The organism is Bacteroides sp. RCH18 (assembly GCF_058231005.1).
The window spans coordinates 403,763-421,656 of record NZ_JBIPTC010000001.1; the positions used below are offsets into that span (position 1 = coordinate 403,763).

The window sequence follows — 17,894 nt, forward strand, 5'->3', positions numbered from 1 at the left end:
ATTTATTTGTCTGTCATTTTCTCATATTCGATGGCCGCCAGAATAAACGATCCTACTGATTTCGGGTCATTCTCTATAACCGGTTCGCTGATATAATATTCGAATGAACCGTCACGGTATTTTTTGGAGTCTCCGCCCAGTCCGGCTACCGCACAACAATTCGTAATGGTATAGCTACCGTCTTCTTCAAGACGGGTAAATGTCTTGACCATTCCATCAAAAGCTTTGCGGGTAGGTTCGATGTAATCCTTGCTGATATATCCCTTATTGACAGCTTTGGCAAGTGTATAGATAAATAAGGCGGTTGCCGAAGATTCCAGGTAATTTCCTTCACGCGCTCCCTGATCTGTTACCTGATACCAGGTGCCGGACTGAGGATCCTGATATTTCACTAAAGTTTTTGCCAATCCCTGAAGAATCTGCATGACGCTGTCTCGTCCGGTCGTTTCCTGAGGGAGATAATCCAGTACGTCTACCAAGGCTGCTCCATACCATCCGATACTGCGGCTCCAAAAATTAGGAGAACAACCGGTTTCGGGATTTGCCCATTTCTGTTCGCGGCTTTCATCCCACCCGTGATAGTAAAGTCCTGTGGTGGGGTCGTATGTTTTGCGTGCTATCAGAAGAATCTGTTTCACAGTTTCATCGTATAGTGCCGGTTCCTGGAAAGTACTGCCGTACTGTACCAAGTAAGGAGAAGCCATGAAGATGCCATCCAGCCACATCTGATGGGGATATCTTAGCTTATGCCAGAATCCTCCTTCGCTTGTGCGGGGTTGTTCTGCCATCTGTTTACGTAGGGTATCCATGGCTATTTTATAGCGTTCATCTCCTGATTGTGCATAAAGATCAAAAAGAATCTTGCCGCCATTGACGTTATCAATGTTGAATGAAAGATATTTCATCGTTTTGATGTGGCCGTCCATATCGATCAGACTGTCTGCGTAGATTTTGGCATATTCATAGTAAGTGCTGTCTCCGGTATGTTTCCATTCTTCCAGCATAGACTTTACAACAAGTCCGTGGGTATATCCCCAACGGGGTACTTTTGCTTTTTCAATCATCCAGGGTTCGGGAAAACGTTTCATCTCAGAGCGTGCCATACGTTCGCTCCATTTTTCTGTTTCTGCTTTTTGAGGTGCTGTGCAGGCGATGAAGCAAGCAGCTCCGCAAGCAACAATCAGTTTTAACAAGTTTCTGTTCATATAGGTAGAGTTATTATTTTCCAATCAATATATATTCTTGCCCTGCTTTGGTAGGCAGGTCATACAAGTAAGTCCTTGCAATTTCCACTTTATTCAGGCTGGCTTTTTCATTCACCAATGGCTGGGGAATCGTGGGGACTGCATAGAGAGGGTTCGGGTTCTCTCCTTTGGCACGTTTCAAGCCCTTTCCGGTCAGTGGGTTGAGTGAACGTAGACGGCAGTTACCACCTTTATGAGATTTCACAACCAGGCGATTTACTTTTCCATTCTTCCAGTTTAAATCAAGTTCGAAACCTCCACGGGCGATAATACCTGTGACAGAACCGTCCTTCCAAAGAGTCGGAAGTGCCGGAAGCAGGTAAATAAAGCCATCGTAACTTTGCATCAGCATTTCGGCTATACCTGCAGCACAACCGAAGTTTCCGTCGATTTGGAAAGGCGGGTGAGCATCGAACAGGTTAGGGTAGGTACCTCCTTTTTTCTTTTCGTTACGTACCAGAGTCAATTGGTCGGTTATCAGTTTGTAGGCATGGTCACCATCAAGGAGGCGTGCCCACAGGCAAACCTTCCATCCCATGCTCCATCCGGTGGACGGATCTCCACGGTGAATCAGAGAAGTGCGTGCAGCGTCAAATAGTTCCGGAGTGCGGTAAGGAGAAATCTGGTTGCTGGGGAATAATCCATATAGATGGGATACGTGGCGGTGTACATCGTTCGGATCATCCCAGTCGAACATCCATTCCTGCAATTGTCCCCAATGTCCTACTTGCATAGGAGCCATTTCCTTGAGGCGTTGTTCCAGATGAGCGGCAAATCCTTTGTCCGTATCCAAAATTCGGGAAGCTGAAATAATAGCTGTCCAAAGGTCGAATATCAACTGATTGTCCATCGTGCATCCGACGGCTGTAGTTGCCTTGCCGTCGCTGCCGGAATGTACATTTTCGGGGGAGTTGCTCGGGCAGACTACCAACCAGTTGTGTACAGGTTCTTTCACCATAATCTCGTCAAAGAACAGTCCGGATTCTTTCAATATCGGATAAACGGAACGCAGGAACTCTGTGTCTCCGGTGTACAGATATCGTTCCCATAGATGACGGCATAACCATGCACCGCCGCTCGGCCACATACCCGAAGGGGCTTTGTCCAGTGCTCCTGTGATACGCCATATATCCGTGTTATGATGCAATACCCATCCATTGGCTCCATACATGATTTTTGCCGTTTCCTTTCCGCTTTCGCTTACCTCTTTTATCAGCCGGAAAAGTGGCTCGTTCAAGTCACTTAAATTAGTCACTTCCGATGGCCAGTAATTCATTTCCAGATTGATATTACAGGTATATTTGCTATCCCAGGAAGGGAAAAGTTTATCATTCCAGATACCCTGTAAGTTAGCGGGTTGTCCACCCGGTTGTGACGAGCAGATTAACAGATAACGGCCAAACTGGAAGTAAGTGGCAACCAGATGCGCGTCATGTGTGTCCTTAAAATTCTCTACACGCTTGTCGGTTGTCACATTTTTATATTGGTCTTCCCCTAAATCCAGAGATACTCTGGTCAGATATCGACGATAAAATTCTACGTGATTCTTTTTGGCTTCTGCGAATGGACGAACCAGCGCTTCGGACAAATAGCTCTTTGCACGTTCTGTCTGATTGCCTGTGATGTCCAGATAATTATTGAAGTTGGTGGCTATAGACACATAGATTGTGGCTTCGTCAGCTCCTTCTACAGAGAGGACGCCATCGGTACAAGCTATTTTTCCTCCTTGGTTGCGGGCGGTCAGCCTTCCCTGAAATTCTACTTTTCCCTTCAGTCCTTCATGTAAGGAAGACACCCCTGAAAGGGTCACACAGTTTCCTTCTTCAGAGTGAATCATTACATCCTGATGAGGGGAGGTGAGCTGTGCGTTGAAGGTTATTTGTCCCGGACGGTTGGCGGTCAGTCGTACCATAACTACCTGATCGGTAAATGAGGTGATCGTTTCACGTTGATATTGGACTCCGTCTACTTCATAACGGACGATGGCACGTGCCGAGTCCAGGCTCAGTTCCCGATAATAATCGGAATAGCGGGTATGTCCGGGGAAGGCAATTCTCAGGTCGCCGAAACTCTGATAAGGCATTCCCGAATTTGTTTTTGCCATCACTTTCTCCGTAGCGAGCGTTTGTGCTTCCAGATATTTTCCGGCAAAAACAAGTTCACGTACCTTCGGAATATACTCCAGTGCGTTCGGGTTTGCGTTGTTGTTGGGGCGTCCTGCCCAAATGGTTTCTTCGTTTAGTTGTATTTGTTCTGTTCCCGGCGTTCCATATACCATTGCCCCCAGACGCCCGTTTCCCAAGGGTAAAGCTTCGGTCCATACCTGTGCGGGACGGTCATACCATAGCTTATATTCCTGTGCAGATACTTTTTTCTCCTGCGCATGAATACATCCTGTAGAGACCATTACAAACAGATATCCGATTAATCTCTTTTTATTCATTTTCATCTAATCGCTTTTATACTTTTATAGGAGGACGATTAAAAAGGAATTTTGTACCCAATATACAGGCAATAAGAAGCAGGGATAATCAAAAGTTATCGGGTATAAAAAAAATGAACTTCAATATCTGCTCAAAAAGGTCTTACTTTGCATACGTAAGAGCACTAGGAAGAAGTTGTTTCCTGAGTGTGGATTCATATCTTTAATCTAAAAAACAGATAATTGAAAATGTATAATTTAATCGTTAGACCGTTATTATTTCTCATTGATCCTGAAAAAGTACATCGGATGCTCTTGAACTGGTTAAAAATCTATCGCTATCTGCTTCCGGTTCGTGCATGCGTAAGAGGACACTATCAAGTGGACGAACCTTTTTCATACGGAAGCCTGCGATTCAAAAACCGGATAGGCTTGTCTGCCGGATTCGATAAAAATGCGGAAACATTTGATGAGTTGGCAGATTTTGGTTTCGGATTTCTGGAAGTGGGGACTGTAACTCCTGATTATCAACCGGGAAATCCTTCTCCCCGTATCTTCAGGCTGGTAGAAGACGAATCACTGATCTCACGTACAGGGTTCAATAATTGCGGTGTCGATGTAGCTCTGGAGCATATCAGAAGACACAGAAAACATTCTTACATACTCGGAGTAAATATCAATAAGAATCCGCTTTCTGCCGGTGAGCAGATCATCAAAGATTTTGAGCTGGTTTTCACTCGTTTATATGAAAGTGTAGATTATTTTACGTTGAACTGGGGTAGTATAGATAAAGAATCATTTGCTAAAGTTTTAGAAAACTTCACAACATTCCGTGAGGCAGTGAACAAACGGTGCAGTATTTTCATTAAGCTCCCGGCCGATATTGATGAGAAGGAATTGGATCTGGTCATTTCCCTTGCATATAAATATTCCATAGAAGGCTTTATAGCCACGGGTCCGACGATGGACCGCTCAGAATTGCATCAGACAAAAACAAAACAGTTGGAAAAGATCGGTAACGGTGGCGTCAGTGGTCGGGGTATCGGAAAGAAATCGCAGAAGGTAGTGCGTTATCTGTCCGGGCACACCGACCGCCACTTTCTGATTATCGGGGCAGGAGGAATAATGACAGCAGAGGATGCAGCCAATATGATTTCCCAAGGGGCCGATATGATACAGATTTATTCGGCATTTATCTATTCCGGTCCTTCTGTTGTTCATAAAATAGGGAAGAAACTTAAACATTAATCGATATGAAGAAATTAATTTGTATTAGCTTGTATGAGGACTTATCCATGACGACCTATGATTTGGCGGAAGTGGACAATGCCGAACTGATTGGAATCGTAGAAAATGCTTCCGAAGGAACTTTGTTTGTTTTTACTTGTGACAGGCCCAATGGAAGCAGTGTTATTATGTGTCCCGGAGGTGGATTTCTGAAGACTAATCTGGAGAATGAAGGCATTGATTTTGCCGAATGGTTTACGAAGCTGGGAATTACATATATCGTCTTTAAATATAGAATGCCTCATGGTAATCCTGATGTTCCCGAACAAGATATCCGGTTGGCATTGAAGGTTGTGCGAGAAAAGTTTCCGGAGTTTTGTGATAAACTGGGAGTGATGGGGGCTTCTATCGGAGGATATCTGGCAACTTTTTCAGCTACGCTTTTGCCTGATGATGAGAAGCCGGATTTTCAGATATTGATGTATCCGGTAGTCAGTGTCGATGATCGTTTGACACATTTTCCTTGCCGTGAACGAATGTTTGCTCATTCCTATTCACCGGATAAGATGGAGCAGTATTCACCGATTGAGCATATTACTTCCGACACACCTGCCGCTTTCATTGTAGCAGCTGCAGATGATGCTGTGGTAAGCCCTCTGAATGGTATTATGTATGCTGCCAGACTACAGAAAGCAGATATCCCCATTTCTCTGCACATCTATCCTGCGGGAGGACATGGATTCGGTTATAATGATAGTTTTGTGTATAAGCAGGAGTGGCTTCAGGAACTTGGAGAATGGTTGGCAAAATTGTAATTCTTTTCTTGTAATTCGAAATATACTTCCTATATTTGTCATTAAAATATTTAATGAAAAGAAATTATGAGAAATTCAAAGGTTACATCTATGTTGGTAGTGCTGATGTTTCTGTTGGTCACAGGAATACAGGCGCAGACCGTTACTCCCAGTAAGAAATATATCACAAAAGAACTGAATAACGTAAGCAACTTCAGCTCAATCAGCGTATTAGGCAGTCCTGATGTTGAGTATCGTCAGAGTAATGGTTCTAAAACGACAGTTTCTATATACGGTTCGGATAATTTGGTAGACTTGCTGGAAGTTTCTACAGTAAATGGAGTATTGCAGGTGAATATCAAAAAGGGTGTCAAGATTCTTAGTGGAGAGCGTCGTTTGAAAGTGATAGCTTCTTCCCCTTCATTGAATCAGGTAGATATTAAAGGTTCGGCAGATGTATATCTGAAAGGTACAATCAAAGGGAATGACCTGAATTTGAATATAGCCGGTTCCGGAGATATCGAAGCGGAGAATCTGCAATATACTAATATATTTGCTTTGGTGAAAGGAAGCGGGGACATTGATTTGAAAAATGTGAAAGCGACTACTGTGGTGTCAGAAGTTAATGGTTCCGGTGATATCAATATGAAAGGTTCTGCACAGAAGGCGACACTGACAGTAAATGGTTCCGGAGATATTAGTGCTGAAAAACTGGCTGCAACTAATGTCGTTGCTACAGTTGCAGGTTCGGGTGATATAGTATGCTACGCTTCCAGACAGTTAGATGCGAGAGTTAGTGGTAGTGGTGATATTGAATATAAAGGAAGCCCTTCAGTTGTAAATAAGCAGGGGAAGAAAAATTCGATTACCGGTAAGTAAGATACGAATCTTATTTTTTATAGAAAGCGGGCAAATATGTTATTTATCACATATTTGCCCGCTTTTATTCAGACATTCATAGATCTCTTATCGAAGTATATACAATGACAATATGTTAAAAATATAGTTAGCCAAGATACAATTAACTTGCAGATCTGTTTTATTTATATGGGCTTATCTGTATTTTCTGATATTGCACATTATGAAATATTATTCAATTAAGTCAAGTAGTATATGAATTTAGATGAAGTTTTAAATTATCGTCGCTCTGTACGGGTATATGATAAAGAAAAGGAAATAGATACAGAGAAAGTAAAGCATTGCCTGGAATTGGCAACTTTGGCTCCCAATAGTTCTGATATGCAACTATGGGAGTTTTATCACATCACACAGCCTGAATTGATGGCAAAGGTATCAAGAGCTTGTCTTGACCAAAAAGCAACTTCCACGGCTTCGCAGATTGTTGTTTTCGTCACACGTCGTGACTTGTATCGGAAGCGGGCGAAATTCGTTCTTGATTTCGAGACAGGAAATATACGGCGGAATAGTCCTATAGACAGGCAGGAGAAACGTATTAAAGACAGAAAACTGTACTATGGGATATTGATGCCGTTTGTTTATGCCCGTTTCTGCGGTATCTTAGGACTTTTCAGAGTACTACTTGCTAATATTATCAGCATTTTCCGCCCTATGATGCTCGAAGTATCTGAAGGTGATGTGCGTGTGGTAGTACATAAATCCTGTGCGCTTGCAGCTCAGACATTTATGATTGCTATGGCGAACGAAGGATATGATACCTGCCCCTTGGAAGGCTTGGATAGCCGACGGCTCAAAAGGTTGCTTAAGTTGCCTCATGGTGCTGAAATAAATATGGTAGTTTCTTGTGGAATCCGGAATGGAAATAAAGGAATTTGGGGAGAACGGTGCAGGGTACCGTTTGAGGAAGTTTATCGTAAGATTTGATGTTATTGAAATTTTCATATTTATAGAGTTTGAGTATTACTTTCTTTCTTCTTTCACTAACTTCCTCCACCTTTGAAATGCTTTTATCAGGCTCTCTTCCTGTACCAGTTCCACCATTTCATAGTGTTCCACAAATAGTGCCATTGACTTCTTGAACATCACCCCCTTATTGAACTTATTGTCCAGCAGAAACGAATAGAGTTCCGCCTTCATTTCCGTTTCAATTTCCTTTTCTATGATCAATGCGCTTTCCTTTCCTATATAATTATACGTTTCGGGATTCTTTCCATAGGCTGGATTGGGCAGTACGAACGTGATATTTCCTGTTTCTTTCCAGGATACTTTGAGTGGATGCGGGACGGACAGGCGGTGTAGGAAATGATAGACAGGAGTGATGTGGGAGAGACGGATGGGAACCGGTTTTGGGGGAGAGGACGGTGAGGAAGGCGAGGGGCGACTTTCGGATTCGGGTTCTAGACTTTGTGCGTAACGTACGTACATATACCTCGCCAGATACGGCTTGATGGTAATCGTAACTGTAACCATGGGATTTCAATTCTTAATTGTAAATAAATCTTATATGCATCAGACCGCTTCGGGTCATGAATTCCGTTTTGTTTGTTGAGAAAAATCCCATAGGTTACGGGGACGGAATTCTGCTTTTATAAGAAATTGAAAATCAAGTAGTTACAAATGCCTCTTTTTGGTTTAAAACCAAAGGGCCGTTCCTTTAAAACCAACGCCCCGTTTCTTTAAAACCAAGAGGGTGTTTCCCGGTGAGAAACGGGCGATTAGTTAAAAACCGAAGTGCAAAGCTAGAGTGAATATTCGTATTTTTCAAAATGGAGGAAATACCGGTTGATATTAATATGTAATGAAATAAGAATCTTTTGCTACCAATTAAATTTGCGCGTATATACGCGGAAGGCGATGTCAATATATAGTACAGTAATTGTACACAGCGTATTTAACAAAGTTTATTACAGTCGAATCACTTCCCTGCGTCATTCACTGCCTTCTGATTCTTTTATAACTTGCTCACATCCTTTATTTTGCGTTTACAAACAATCTCCGTGTATGCCTGTTTGGAAAGACATGCGCATATCGCGCGGATATAAAATCGTGAAATTATGGATAAAGAAGAAATTGTAAATGAAAGGATGGTTACCGGCTTTCCCGTTTGTATGTCAGCCATTATCAGTGAACTGGAAGCTGCGGGAAAATATGCCGCCGTGCATACGTATAGCTGTACGCTGCGTTCCTTTACAGAGTTTTCCGGTGATACGTCAGGACTGCTGCCTGTATGCGAGTTGTTTACTCCCGGTCGTCTGAAAGCCTATCAGGAGTGGCTTTTGAGCAAGTCATTGAGCTGGAACAGCATTTCCACCTATATGCGTACCTTACGTGCGGTATTCAACCGTATCTTTCCTGTGGGCAGTTCCGGATATATTCCCGGTCTTTTCAATGATGTGTATACGAAGGTGGAATCCCGTACCAAACGTTCCTTGACGCAGAAACAGATGCGTCTGCTTTTGGAGAGTGATATAGGCTTATTGCCTGAGGATACGGGACGCTCGCTTGCTTATTTTCTGCTGATGTTTCTTTTCCGTGGGATGCCATTTATTGACCTTGCCCATTTGCGTAAACGTGACGTTCAGGGTAATGTGATTGTTTATTGCCGTCATAAGACCGGGCGTCAAATGACAGTCCGCATTCCCAAGGAGGCTTTACCGTTGATGAAGAAGTTTTCCGACAGGCGTCCGGGTTCTATTTACCAATTCCCCATTCTGGATAGTAGTTTGGATAACGGGGCGGCACTTCACCGTTGCTATCTGGATGCCTTGCGCAGCTTTAATGGTCGTTTGGTGAAAGTTGCTTCGTTACTCTTGCCGGGTGTGAAGTTGAGTTCTTACACCGCGAGGCATACGTGGGCTACATTGTCCTATCATTTGGGTACTCCTGTTGGGATCATCAGTGAAGCGTTGGGGCATTCTTCCGTTCGTGTCACTGAAACTTACCTTAAGCCTTTTGCCGGGGAACGGATAGACCGGGCGAATTATAAACTAATTACTTCGGTCGTGAGGCGGGATTTAGCTAAAAGTATGATTTGTAACACACTGTATACCAGCGATTAGTGTGGTGTATTACTTACCAAGTAATGGAATATTTCCGGTGACAAAGTTGAAAATATTTTTCCATTAAACCAAATAAAACGCTAATTTTTATGTCAAGGCACTAAAAAATCTTCATAAACAGAGACACAAACCCTGAAAACACAATATTGCCCACTGCTACCACTTAAAAAAGTGCATAAAGCCTGCCATCCATCTTTGACTCTTCAAAAACGGACTGTACTTTTATTCACCTAATGTCTAAGCAAAGTGTCTTTTTTCAATCGACAGTCACTTGGAAAACGCCTTTTCCTATAGTTCTGAAAGTATAGTTACCATTACTTGGTAAGTAATAAACCTCTTTTCAACCTGTTACTTGGTAAGTAACAGTAACAATAAACAAAACAACAAATGCTAACAGTTCTGACACAAGCCGCTATATCCGTTTTATACGACATCTCATTAGGAGCATGTCTGCAATCAGCAAACTTCCAGTTATCGGAAGAAGAGTTAAGTATACTGCTCCACAAGTTAGAAGCCGAAGGACTCGTTCGACGCTTGCCCGAAGAGAAAGAGTCATACGAATTATGCCGTCCCTTGTACGACCTCTCCCTGCTCGATGTGATCGAAGCGACAGGGGAACCTATTAATTGTAAATGTCCCACTCCCGAATCATTCTATACCCGTCACGGTAGGATAGCCCACAAAATGGGTGTTGTCAACCACATGATACGCGTGTTTCTAGGTGATATAAAACTTTCTGATTGGTAACCGATCGGAAAACAACCAGCTTATGACTATAATTAATGTACATATAAAACAGTTTCTCCTCAGTTGCGGAATGTTGTTTGCCATACTGTCAAGCTATGCACAGGAAAGATACAATCACAATATATACGTGCAAGATACGTTCAGCAAGCCGATGGTACTCCAATTCCGTATCAACGAGGCTGTAGTGGATAGCGAATACATGGATAATGCCCGTACCCTCCGTTATCTGGATGAAATATTCTCCAACCTCAGTCTGACGGAACGAATCGACTCTATCCATATCCTGTCTTTTGCCTCGCCCGAAGGCAGACGAAAGTATAACGAACGCTTGGCCCGGCAACGCTCGACAGTCGTAAAGGACTATCTGATATGGAAATACTCGAATCTTGTCCCATCCCGCATCCATCCCCGTCCACAGGGTGAGAACTGGAAAGAGCTCCGAGAACTGATAGCCGGTGACAAACGACTCCCCAACCGGAAAGAAGTGCTGAAAATCATAGACCGTACTCCTGACACCGATCGTTGCAAGGTATTACTGAAGGAACTGAACGGAGGAAGTACCTACCGATATATCCGAGACAGATTACTGCGTTATCTGCGTAATGCTTCTCTCTGTATAGTATGGATGCATCCGGACAGCCTGTCCGCACTTCCCACAGCTACCCCTTTGGATATAAACGGCTTGAGGGATAGAAATGACAGAAGTACTATTCTTCCACGTCTACAAGGAAATTCAGTAGCTACCCCCTGCCACCATCCTCTTTTCGCCTTGAAAACAAACTTACTGTTCGATGTCGCAATGATGCCGAACATAGAGCTTGAGATACCGATTGGCAGACGCTGGTCTGTGAATGCCGAGTATATGTTCCCGTGGTGGTTGTTCGATGGTGACAAATATTCCATGCAAATATTGATGGGCGGGCTGGAAGGCCGCTACTGGCTAGGCAGTAAGGAAAAACGGATAAACTCGGAAGTGCTTACCAGACATTTTCTCGGACTGTATGCCGGAGGCGGCAAATACGACCTGCAATGGAAAGAAGACGGCTATCAAGGAGAATTTTTTATCGCTGCCGGCATCAGCTATGGCTGGGCGACACGTATTGCCCGCAACCTGCATCTGGAATTTAATATCGGTATCGGTATACTCCGAACTGATTATCGTTACTACCATGCCCGTGATAACTACCAAACTTTACTGTGGCAAAATAATGGGCGTTACACCTGGTTCGGACCGACAAAGGCGAAAATCTCGCTGGTATGGCTGCTGAACCGCAAGGTGAAAATAAAAAAAGGAGGCACAAGATGAATAAGGCACGTAAATTCTGCATGAATCAATATATATGGTACATCTGTATCCTCCCCTTCCTATTGACGGCTTGTGACCGCCGCGAACTGACCTACTATGAAACAGCGGAAGTGACTCTCACCGCCGACTGGAGCCAATCTGGTTTGGAAGGTGAAGACAATTACGGAGCCACCGCTGTTTTTTATCCTAAAACCGGCGGAGAACCTAAAATAGTGCTGATGGGCAACCGCAACCGGACTATCGCCCTACTGCCTGAGGGACACTACAGCGCAGTGCTGTTCAACCGCTCATTCGATGATTTTAGTGCGATAGGCTTCCGTGGAATAAACTCTTTTAATACAATTGAAGCCTATGCCCGGCAAGTGGAAAACCGCAGTACTCCTGAAACCATCGTCAGTTCTCCAGATAAACTGGCAGTAGCGGTAATAGAAGAATTTGAAGTAACGGAAAACATGCTGGGTAACAATTATACTCCTGTCTCTTCCCAAAGTAAAAAAGAGATTTCGCAGGATTGCTCCCTACACTTCGTCCCCCTTGAACTGACCTGCACGGTTAAAGTGAAAATAAACGTAGACGGGCTGAACAATGTCAGGAAAGCTACTTGTCGGTTGAGTGGAGTTCCCGTTTCCGTCTTCCTTGCTACCGGGCATTCAAGTAGCGGACGGGTGACACAGGAGTTTCCCGTTGGTAATCCCGTTTTCAATGAAGACGATTACCCCAAAGGGAGTCTTACAGGACAGTTCAATGTCTTCGGCTTCAACAAGGCGGAAGAACATAACGTGGAAACCGTCTTTCTATTGGTAGATGAAAAAACCGAAATTTCTCAATCGCTGGTTCATGTTCATATTGCCGAATCAACCGATGAAACTGGCACGATTGTAGTGAATGTAGAAGCAAGTACCCCGGAGAAACTTCCCGATGTCGAACAAGAAGATGGTTCGGATTCGGGCTTCAACGCCGACGTTGACCAGTGGGGCAAGGAAGAGAATACAGAATTTCCCTTGTAAAACGGTACCGGGATATATTGATTAACATATATAACGCTAATAAACAAAGACAAACGCATAGGAAGTATTACTTAATTAACAAAAACAATATGAAAGCAAGAAATTTTCTGATGGTTGTATCAGCACTGTCGATAGCAGGCTGTTCGCAGAACGAGGTTACGGAAATGAGACAGGACACAAATCCTGTACTGGGATTCAATGTGTATACGGGCGTGCCGACCAGAGGTACGGACGTTTCGACTACAACAATGCAAGGTACGTGTGACGCCACGCACTTCGGCGGATTCGGCATTATGGGCTATTATACCGGCAGCAAAGCATGGGATACCGCCAAAGGAGATGTGGCACCCACTTTCATGTATAACCAAAAGGTGACGTGGGATGCAACCCTAAACAGCGGTACAGGTGAATGGACCTACAGTCCCAAAAAATACTGGCCAAACAATACAAACGATAAAGTATCTTTCTTTGCCTATGCCCCCTATGAGGAAACCGGCAATAATGGAAGCAGGGTAGGCATCGTTCCTTCCGGTATAACGGATACCGGAATACCCAGCATCGAATTTACACTAAAAAACAAAGATAATCTGGATAAGATGGTGGACCTTGTGGTAGCCGATGCGCTCGATAAGACTTATAATGACGGAACCATCGGATTCCAGTTTGCCCACACTCTCTCCAAAATGGGATTTAAAGCCAAACTGGGTGACGACTATGCCGACCTGGACGGAGACAATAGTTTCGTATATATTACCCACATGTGGATTGTAGGCAAAGACGGAAGCATGTCTATGCAAACTCCCGCACAAGTCAACAGCAACTCCAAATTCTATACTAAAGCTAAATGGGCAGATTTGCACTGGAATTATGAATCCGAGTATACAGAGATTCCTACAGCGGATTTCAGCATCGAAAAAATTATGAATATGGATGCGGAGAAAATCACCGAAATATGGGAAGATGGTTCGACAAACTCCGTTTCAGGAATCAAGCTGGTAAGAGCCAATAAAGATACCCCGAAAGACTTATTCAAAACCAACCAGTTCCTTTACCTGATTCCGGTAAACGATACTGATAAGACAGTAGCTGCAGAGGGCCAGGGCGGATGTGAAGAAGGTGACATCATGATTGGCTTCCATTATGACATTGTTACTAAAATAGTAGGCAGTTCTCCAGCTAAATATTCAGTGAGCCATTTTGAGACTTCCGTTCCACTTCCGGCACATCACATGAAACGTGGTAAATGGTACACCTATACATTTACCATCAACCTGAGAGAAATTAAAGTGAAGGCTGAAACAAGTGTCACCCCGTGGGGTACGGCAGGTGATGGCTTCACAATGGAGTAAACCACGATCCCTCTCCAAGCCCGGACAAGGTTGAATGTCCTTTTCCGGGCACATAATAATTAAAAAAGAATTGTAGAAAAAGTAATGTTCTTGAAAGCATAAAGATGATCAAAATAAACCTGTTGAACCGGATTCTTTCCGTTGCGGCCATTCCGTTATTCTTTTCTTGCGGAACAAATGAAACGGAAGAGATTCTTTCCTCCCGTCCTCTTGATTTTTCCACCACGGTGACGGGGACTTCCCATAACGCTGCATCTCACGATAGGGCTACCCGGGCAGGAGATATCACCACTGCCAACCTTCAATCAATGGGAGTGTTCGCCTACTTCACTCATGGAGATTTTGAGGAATCTTCTTCTACTCCCGGTTTCATGTACAACCAACTTGTAAGTAAACAAATGGGAGGTAACTGGACATACAGTCCGGTAAAATACTGGCCGAACAACCTGAACGATAAAGTCAGTTTCTTTGCCTATGCACCACACAATGCTACAGGAGTAACCCTCTGTAGCAACACTAATATAGGATATCCTTATCTGACTTACACAGTGCCTGCGGCAGAAGCCAACCAGACGGATTTATTGGTATCAGTACCGTTACTCAACAAAAATGGAGAGGAACTGAACTTTACCATGAAACATACCCTTGCGAAAGTAAATATCATCGTAAAAGACGGGGAAAGTGACGACACTCCCAAAGTATTGGACAGTTTCACCCTGAAAGCAAAGGGGAAAGGTAAACTGACTTATACGACAAGCGGATTCAACTGGAATACAGACGGTTCTCCTACCACCACATATACTATTTCTAAAAACAATTTCAACGTAACGAAAGGAAGTACAACCACCGTTGCTTCCCTCTACCTGATACCTGATAAAACAAATGCTACCTTCTCCATGAAATACACTATACACGGCACTATCGAGACAGGAGGTACTGCTCCTACACGCACGATAACCGTTACAGACAAGATGATGCCGGAAGCATCCGAATGGAAAGCAGGTGAAGAAGTGAATTATACGATTACTATTAAAAAGACAGGAGTGGAAATTGACACAGACACCAGTAACTGGTGGGAGGAAGACACAAGCAACAATGCTGAAATAAAAACTTATATTGCCGGAGACTTAAAACTAGGAGACTATTATTACACCGATGGCACATATAGCGATGGAGGATTACGTGTAGAAAATATGACTACCGGAATTTGCACTTTTGCAAACCCTTTATCCAAACCGGAAACCGGAAAAACTTGTATAGGAGTTGTATTCTATGCAGGAAGGCATCCCAAAGACGACTGTGTTTATGCTACTAAAGCGGGAACCAGCATGAAAGAAGTACATGGCTATGTTGTTTCGTTAACTGATTTGGGAATAGCTAATGATACTAAAGGGGGAGGGTGGGTTTATTATACTTATGGTGGCTTTGAAGAAAAAGAAGTTCTATATTTAGTAGGAACTCCAACTGATACCGATGATTATAGAGGATATTCCAATACACTTTTGATTGAACATACCGCCAAAGAAAGAGGAGTTTGGGATAAAGGTATTTATCTTCCTAACAAAGTATTGAACAATTATAGTCCGCTCGCACCTTCTGCTACCAGTGGGTGGTATATGCCTTCAGCCGGACAAATGCTGGATTTATATAAATATAAAGCAGCACTTAAAGTTGTTCTGGACCAATTAGGTAAAACACTGATAGGAAGTAGCGCCAATAACGGCACTTATTGGACAAGTACCGAAACCGGCTCAGGTACAGCATACAAGTTTGACAGATTTCGTCTAAATAGCGGATTTCTAAATTCCTATTGGAAAGGAGGCCGTGATGCCACCCGTCCCGTCTTCACCTTTTAATATACCCCCTAAAAAGATATAGCTATGGCAAATAAACCACTCATACTACATATCGCTTTCATACTTCTATTATTAAACTCATGCACGAGCGAAACTGAAATACCCGTTTCGCCCAATACGCTGACACTGGAAATAAAAGCAGAAAACTTTTTCCCTACAGACAATTCAACCACCCGTACAACCGACAAAGGTTATGAAACATTTTTCACAGATGGCGACAAAATAGGAATTACCATCGTAAAAGGCGGAAAGATAGTGGACAAAATAAATAATATCCCCGTCACCTACAACGTCAGCACCGAACAATGGGTTACCGACGGCACTCATCCCCTCTATGCCTATGACGACGCTACCTATCTGATTTACTATCCATATGATTCAGCAATAACCGGTGCCGTGAGCGAAGCTGATTTGGCCGGTAAACTAAGCAGCTTTATCCCGAATGCCGACCAAAGCACACGGAAAAACTTCGCCGCCTCCGACCTGATGATAGGCACAGGCACCCTATCCGGCACAGAACTGAAAGTTACATTGCAACACTACATGTCCCTCGTTGTACTCTGCCCGCAAGGCAACAAATACATAGCAGGAGATTATGAATATCACAGTTTGTACACCTCAATCACCTCACTTCAGGCAGGAGGCGTCACAGCCGGTTACGAACCGGGAGACGGAACGCTCCGCTTCATCCTTTCTCCGTCAGTATCTACCGATATAGCAATATCTTACACCACAGCCGAAAGCAGAACTCCGTCTTATACCCTTACAATGACCCCGACAAAAGGGAAATACAGCAAAATCAACCTCACCACAGGATCCAGTATAACTCCCTCCACTATCACTTTGGGCGACCGCTACATGGCGAACGGTGCTATCGTGCCTAAAGACGCCAACATGACAGATAGTTGGAAAAAGAACTGCCTTGGTCTTATTTTCAGCCTCGCCACCAGCGACATCGACCGGGGACATGGCTGGACGCACGGGTATGTGATGGCTGCCAAAGAAGAAAACTTCCCGAACGATATAATGACTAAATGCTGGAGTACTAATTCAAATTACGACGAACCTTTCTTGATAAATTGCGTTGGCCTTTCTCTATCTCGTGCCAATAAGGAGGGATATACGGAGACGGAAGCCTTGATCAATTCTTATGCTTCGGATGACCGCTATGGAGTGGTACAGCAGATATTGTATTACCGCAAACAAAACCCTTGTATGTCTAATGCAATCTATAGTCCCTGGTATGTGCCTAGTTGTGGACAATGGTATGATATACTGACGAATCTGGGAGAGATCAATATGGAATCGTTTTCAAATTATAATGGAGGATGGGAAGGAACCTCCGATGCGCGTGATACTATAGAAACTAAAATGAATGCAGCCGGAGGTACTTTCAGCTTAAATTCGGGCAGTAGTACTCGCAGTGCCTTTTTTCACTGTAGCTCGGAAAGTAGCACAACACACAATTGGAGTATGCGTTTTGATGACAGAAAAAGTACATTCTTAACCCCATTAGGAAAAAGTATAATAGGTGACAGCAACAAAGGATCGGAGTATGGTCGGAAGTTCCTTCGCCCAGTATTGGCTTTCTGAGCAATATTAGAACAAAAGTAGATTTATTAATGTGACTATATTGTTTGTTTTGTAGTACACTTCTGTGTCCGGCGGGGCAGGAAGTGTACTTTTATACATTATATAAACTGCTATGGAGTGATTACCGACGTGATTTAATCGAATTTTAATAAATGAAATTTATTTTTTCTTGATTATACAAATAGTACAAAAGGATCTTCTTCTCCGGTCTTATTTTTTATATTCCGCAACATTTCTTTCCTTGAGTCATAGTATTAGTCACCTTTCGAAACATTGATTGTTTGTATCCGACATGGATGGAGTTTGGCTAGTCCCCAAATATACGGATATTTGTGAAGTGAGATTTCACTATCAAAAGTATTGGTCCTTTCG

The 17,894-nt window shown here is 43.4% G+C and carries 14 protein-coding genes; 11 read left to right on the forward strand and 3 right to left on the reverse strand.

Annotated elements, in window-relative coordinates:
* Nucleotides 1–2: 2 nt before the first annotated feature.
* Both ACHLI0_RS01520 and ACHLI0_RS01525 read right to left on the reverse strand, forming a co-directional pair.
* On the reverse strand, nt 3–1,205 hold the full coding sequence (locus tag ACHLI0_RS01520) for a glycoside hydrolase family 88/105 protein (RefSeq protein WP_490748296.1): 1,203 nt from the start codon (nt 1,203–1,205) through the stop codon (nt 3–5).
* A 13-nt stretch (nt 1,206–1,218) separates the two neighbouring features.
* The gene (locus tag ACHLI0_RS01525) at nt 1,219–3,687 is read right to left on the reverse strand and encodes a glycoside hydrolase family 95 protein (protein ID WP_490749543.1); all 2,469 of its coding nucleotides are present in this window, start codon (nt 3,685–3,687) and stop codon (nt 1,219–1,221) included.
* A 228-nt stretch (nt 3,688–3,915) separates the two neighbouring features.
* Between ACHLI0_RS01525 and ACHLI0_RS01530 the strand changes: the two genes are divergently transcribed.
* The 4 genes from ACHLI0_RS01530 (at nt 3,916) to ACHLI0_RS01545 (ending at nt 7,529) form a co-directional block, all read left to right on the forward strand.
* Nucleotides 3,916–4,914, forward strand: a complete 999-nt coding sequence (locus ACHLI0_RS01530; RefSeq protein ID WP_055217755.1) for a quinone-dependent dihydroorotate dehydrogenase — start codon at nt 3,916–3,918, stop codon at nt 4,912–4,914.
* Nucleotides 4,915–4,919: 5 nt separating this feature from the next.
* A complete protein-coding gene (locus tag ACHLI0_RS01535) occupies nt 4,920–5,708 on the forward strand; it encodes an alpha/beta hydrolase (RefSeq protein WP_490748297.1) in 789 nt (262 codons plus the stop codon).
* 66 nt (nt 5,709–5,774) lie between these two features.
* Nucleotides 5,775–6,566, forward strand: a complete 792-nt coding sequence (locus ACHLI0_RS01540; RefSeq protein ID WP_490748298.1) for a head GIN domain-containing protein — start codon at nt 5,775–5,777, stop codon at nt 6,564–6,566.
* Between the two features lie 234 nt (nt 6,567–6,800).
* Nucleotides 6,801–7,529 carry a nitroreductase family protein gene (locus ACHLI0_RS01545; protein WP_008761650.1) on the forward strand — a complete coding sequence of 243 codons (729 nt, stop codon included), beginning with the start codon at nt 6,801–6,803 and terminating at the stop codon, nt 7,527–7,529.
* 36 nt (nt 7,530–7,565) lie between these two features.
* Here ACHLI0_RS01545 and ACHLI0_RS01550 read toward each other — a convergent pair whose 3' ends face one another.
* Nucleotides 7,566–8,075, reverse strand: a complete 510-nt coding sequence (locus ACHLI0_RS01550; RefSeq protein ID WP_065421894.1) for a hypothetical protein — start codon at nt 8,073–8,075, stop codon at nt 7,566–7,568.
* Nucleotides 8,076–8,659: 584 nt separating this feature from the next.
* Between ACHLI0_RS01550 and ACHLI0_RS01555 the strand changes: the two genes are divergently transcribed.
* From ACHLI0_RS01555 to ACHLI0_RS01585, 7 genes are all read left to right on the forward strand, one after another.
* Complete coding sequence (locus tag ACHLI0_RS01555; protein ID WP_490748299.1) at nt 8,660–9,664, forward strand: tyrosine-type recombinase/integrase; 1,005 nt, start codon at nt 8,660–8,662, stop codon at nt 9,662–9,664.
* Between the two features lie 387 nt (nt 9,665–10,051).
* A complete protein-coding gene (locus ACHLI0_RS01560; RefSeq protein WP_490748300.1) occupies nt 10,052–10,411 on the forward strand; it encodes a hypothetical protein in 360 nt (119 codons plus the stop codon).
* A 22-nt stretch (nt 10,412–10,433) separates the two neighbouring features.
* Nucleotides 10,434–11,717: a DUF3575 domain-containing protein gene (locus ACHLI0_RS01565; RefSeq protein ID WP_490748301.1), complete on the forward strand. Its 1,284-nt coding sequence runs from the start codon at nt 10,434–10,436 to the stop codon at nt 11,715–11,717.
* Nucleotides 11,714–12,724: a DUF5119 domain-containing protein gene (locus ACHLI0_RS01570; protein WP_490748302.1), complete on the forward strand. Its 1,011-nt coding sequence runs from the start codon at nt 11,714–11,716 to the stop codon at nt 12,722–12,724. The genes ACHLI0_RS01565 and ACHLI0_RS01570 overlap by 4 nt, the downstream gene beginning before the upstream one ends.
* 89 nt (nt 12,725–12,813) lie before the next feature.
* A complete protein-coding gene (locus tag ACHLI0_RS01575; protein ID WP_234117758.1) occupies nt 12,814–14,073 on the forward strand; it encodes a fimbrillin family protein in 1,260 nt (419 codons plus the stop codon).
* A 104-nt stretch (nt 14,074–14,177) separates the two neighbouring features.
* Nucleotides 14,178–15,929: a fimbrillin family protein gene (locus tag ACHLI0_RS01580; protein WP_490748303.1), complete on the forward strand. Its 1,752-nt coding sequence runs from the start codon at nt 14,178–14,180 to the stop codon at nt 15,927–15,929.
* Between the two features lie 24 nt (nt 15,930–15,953).
* Complete coding sequence (locus ACHLI0_RS01585; RefSeq protein WP_490748304.1) at nt 15,954–17,522, forward strand: fimbrillin family protein; 1,569 nt, start codon at nt 15,954–15,956, stop codon at nt 17,520–17,522.
* Nucleotides 17,523–17,894 lie beyond the last annotated feature (372 nt).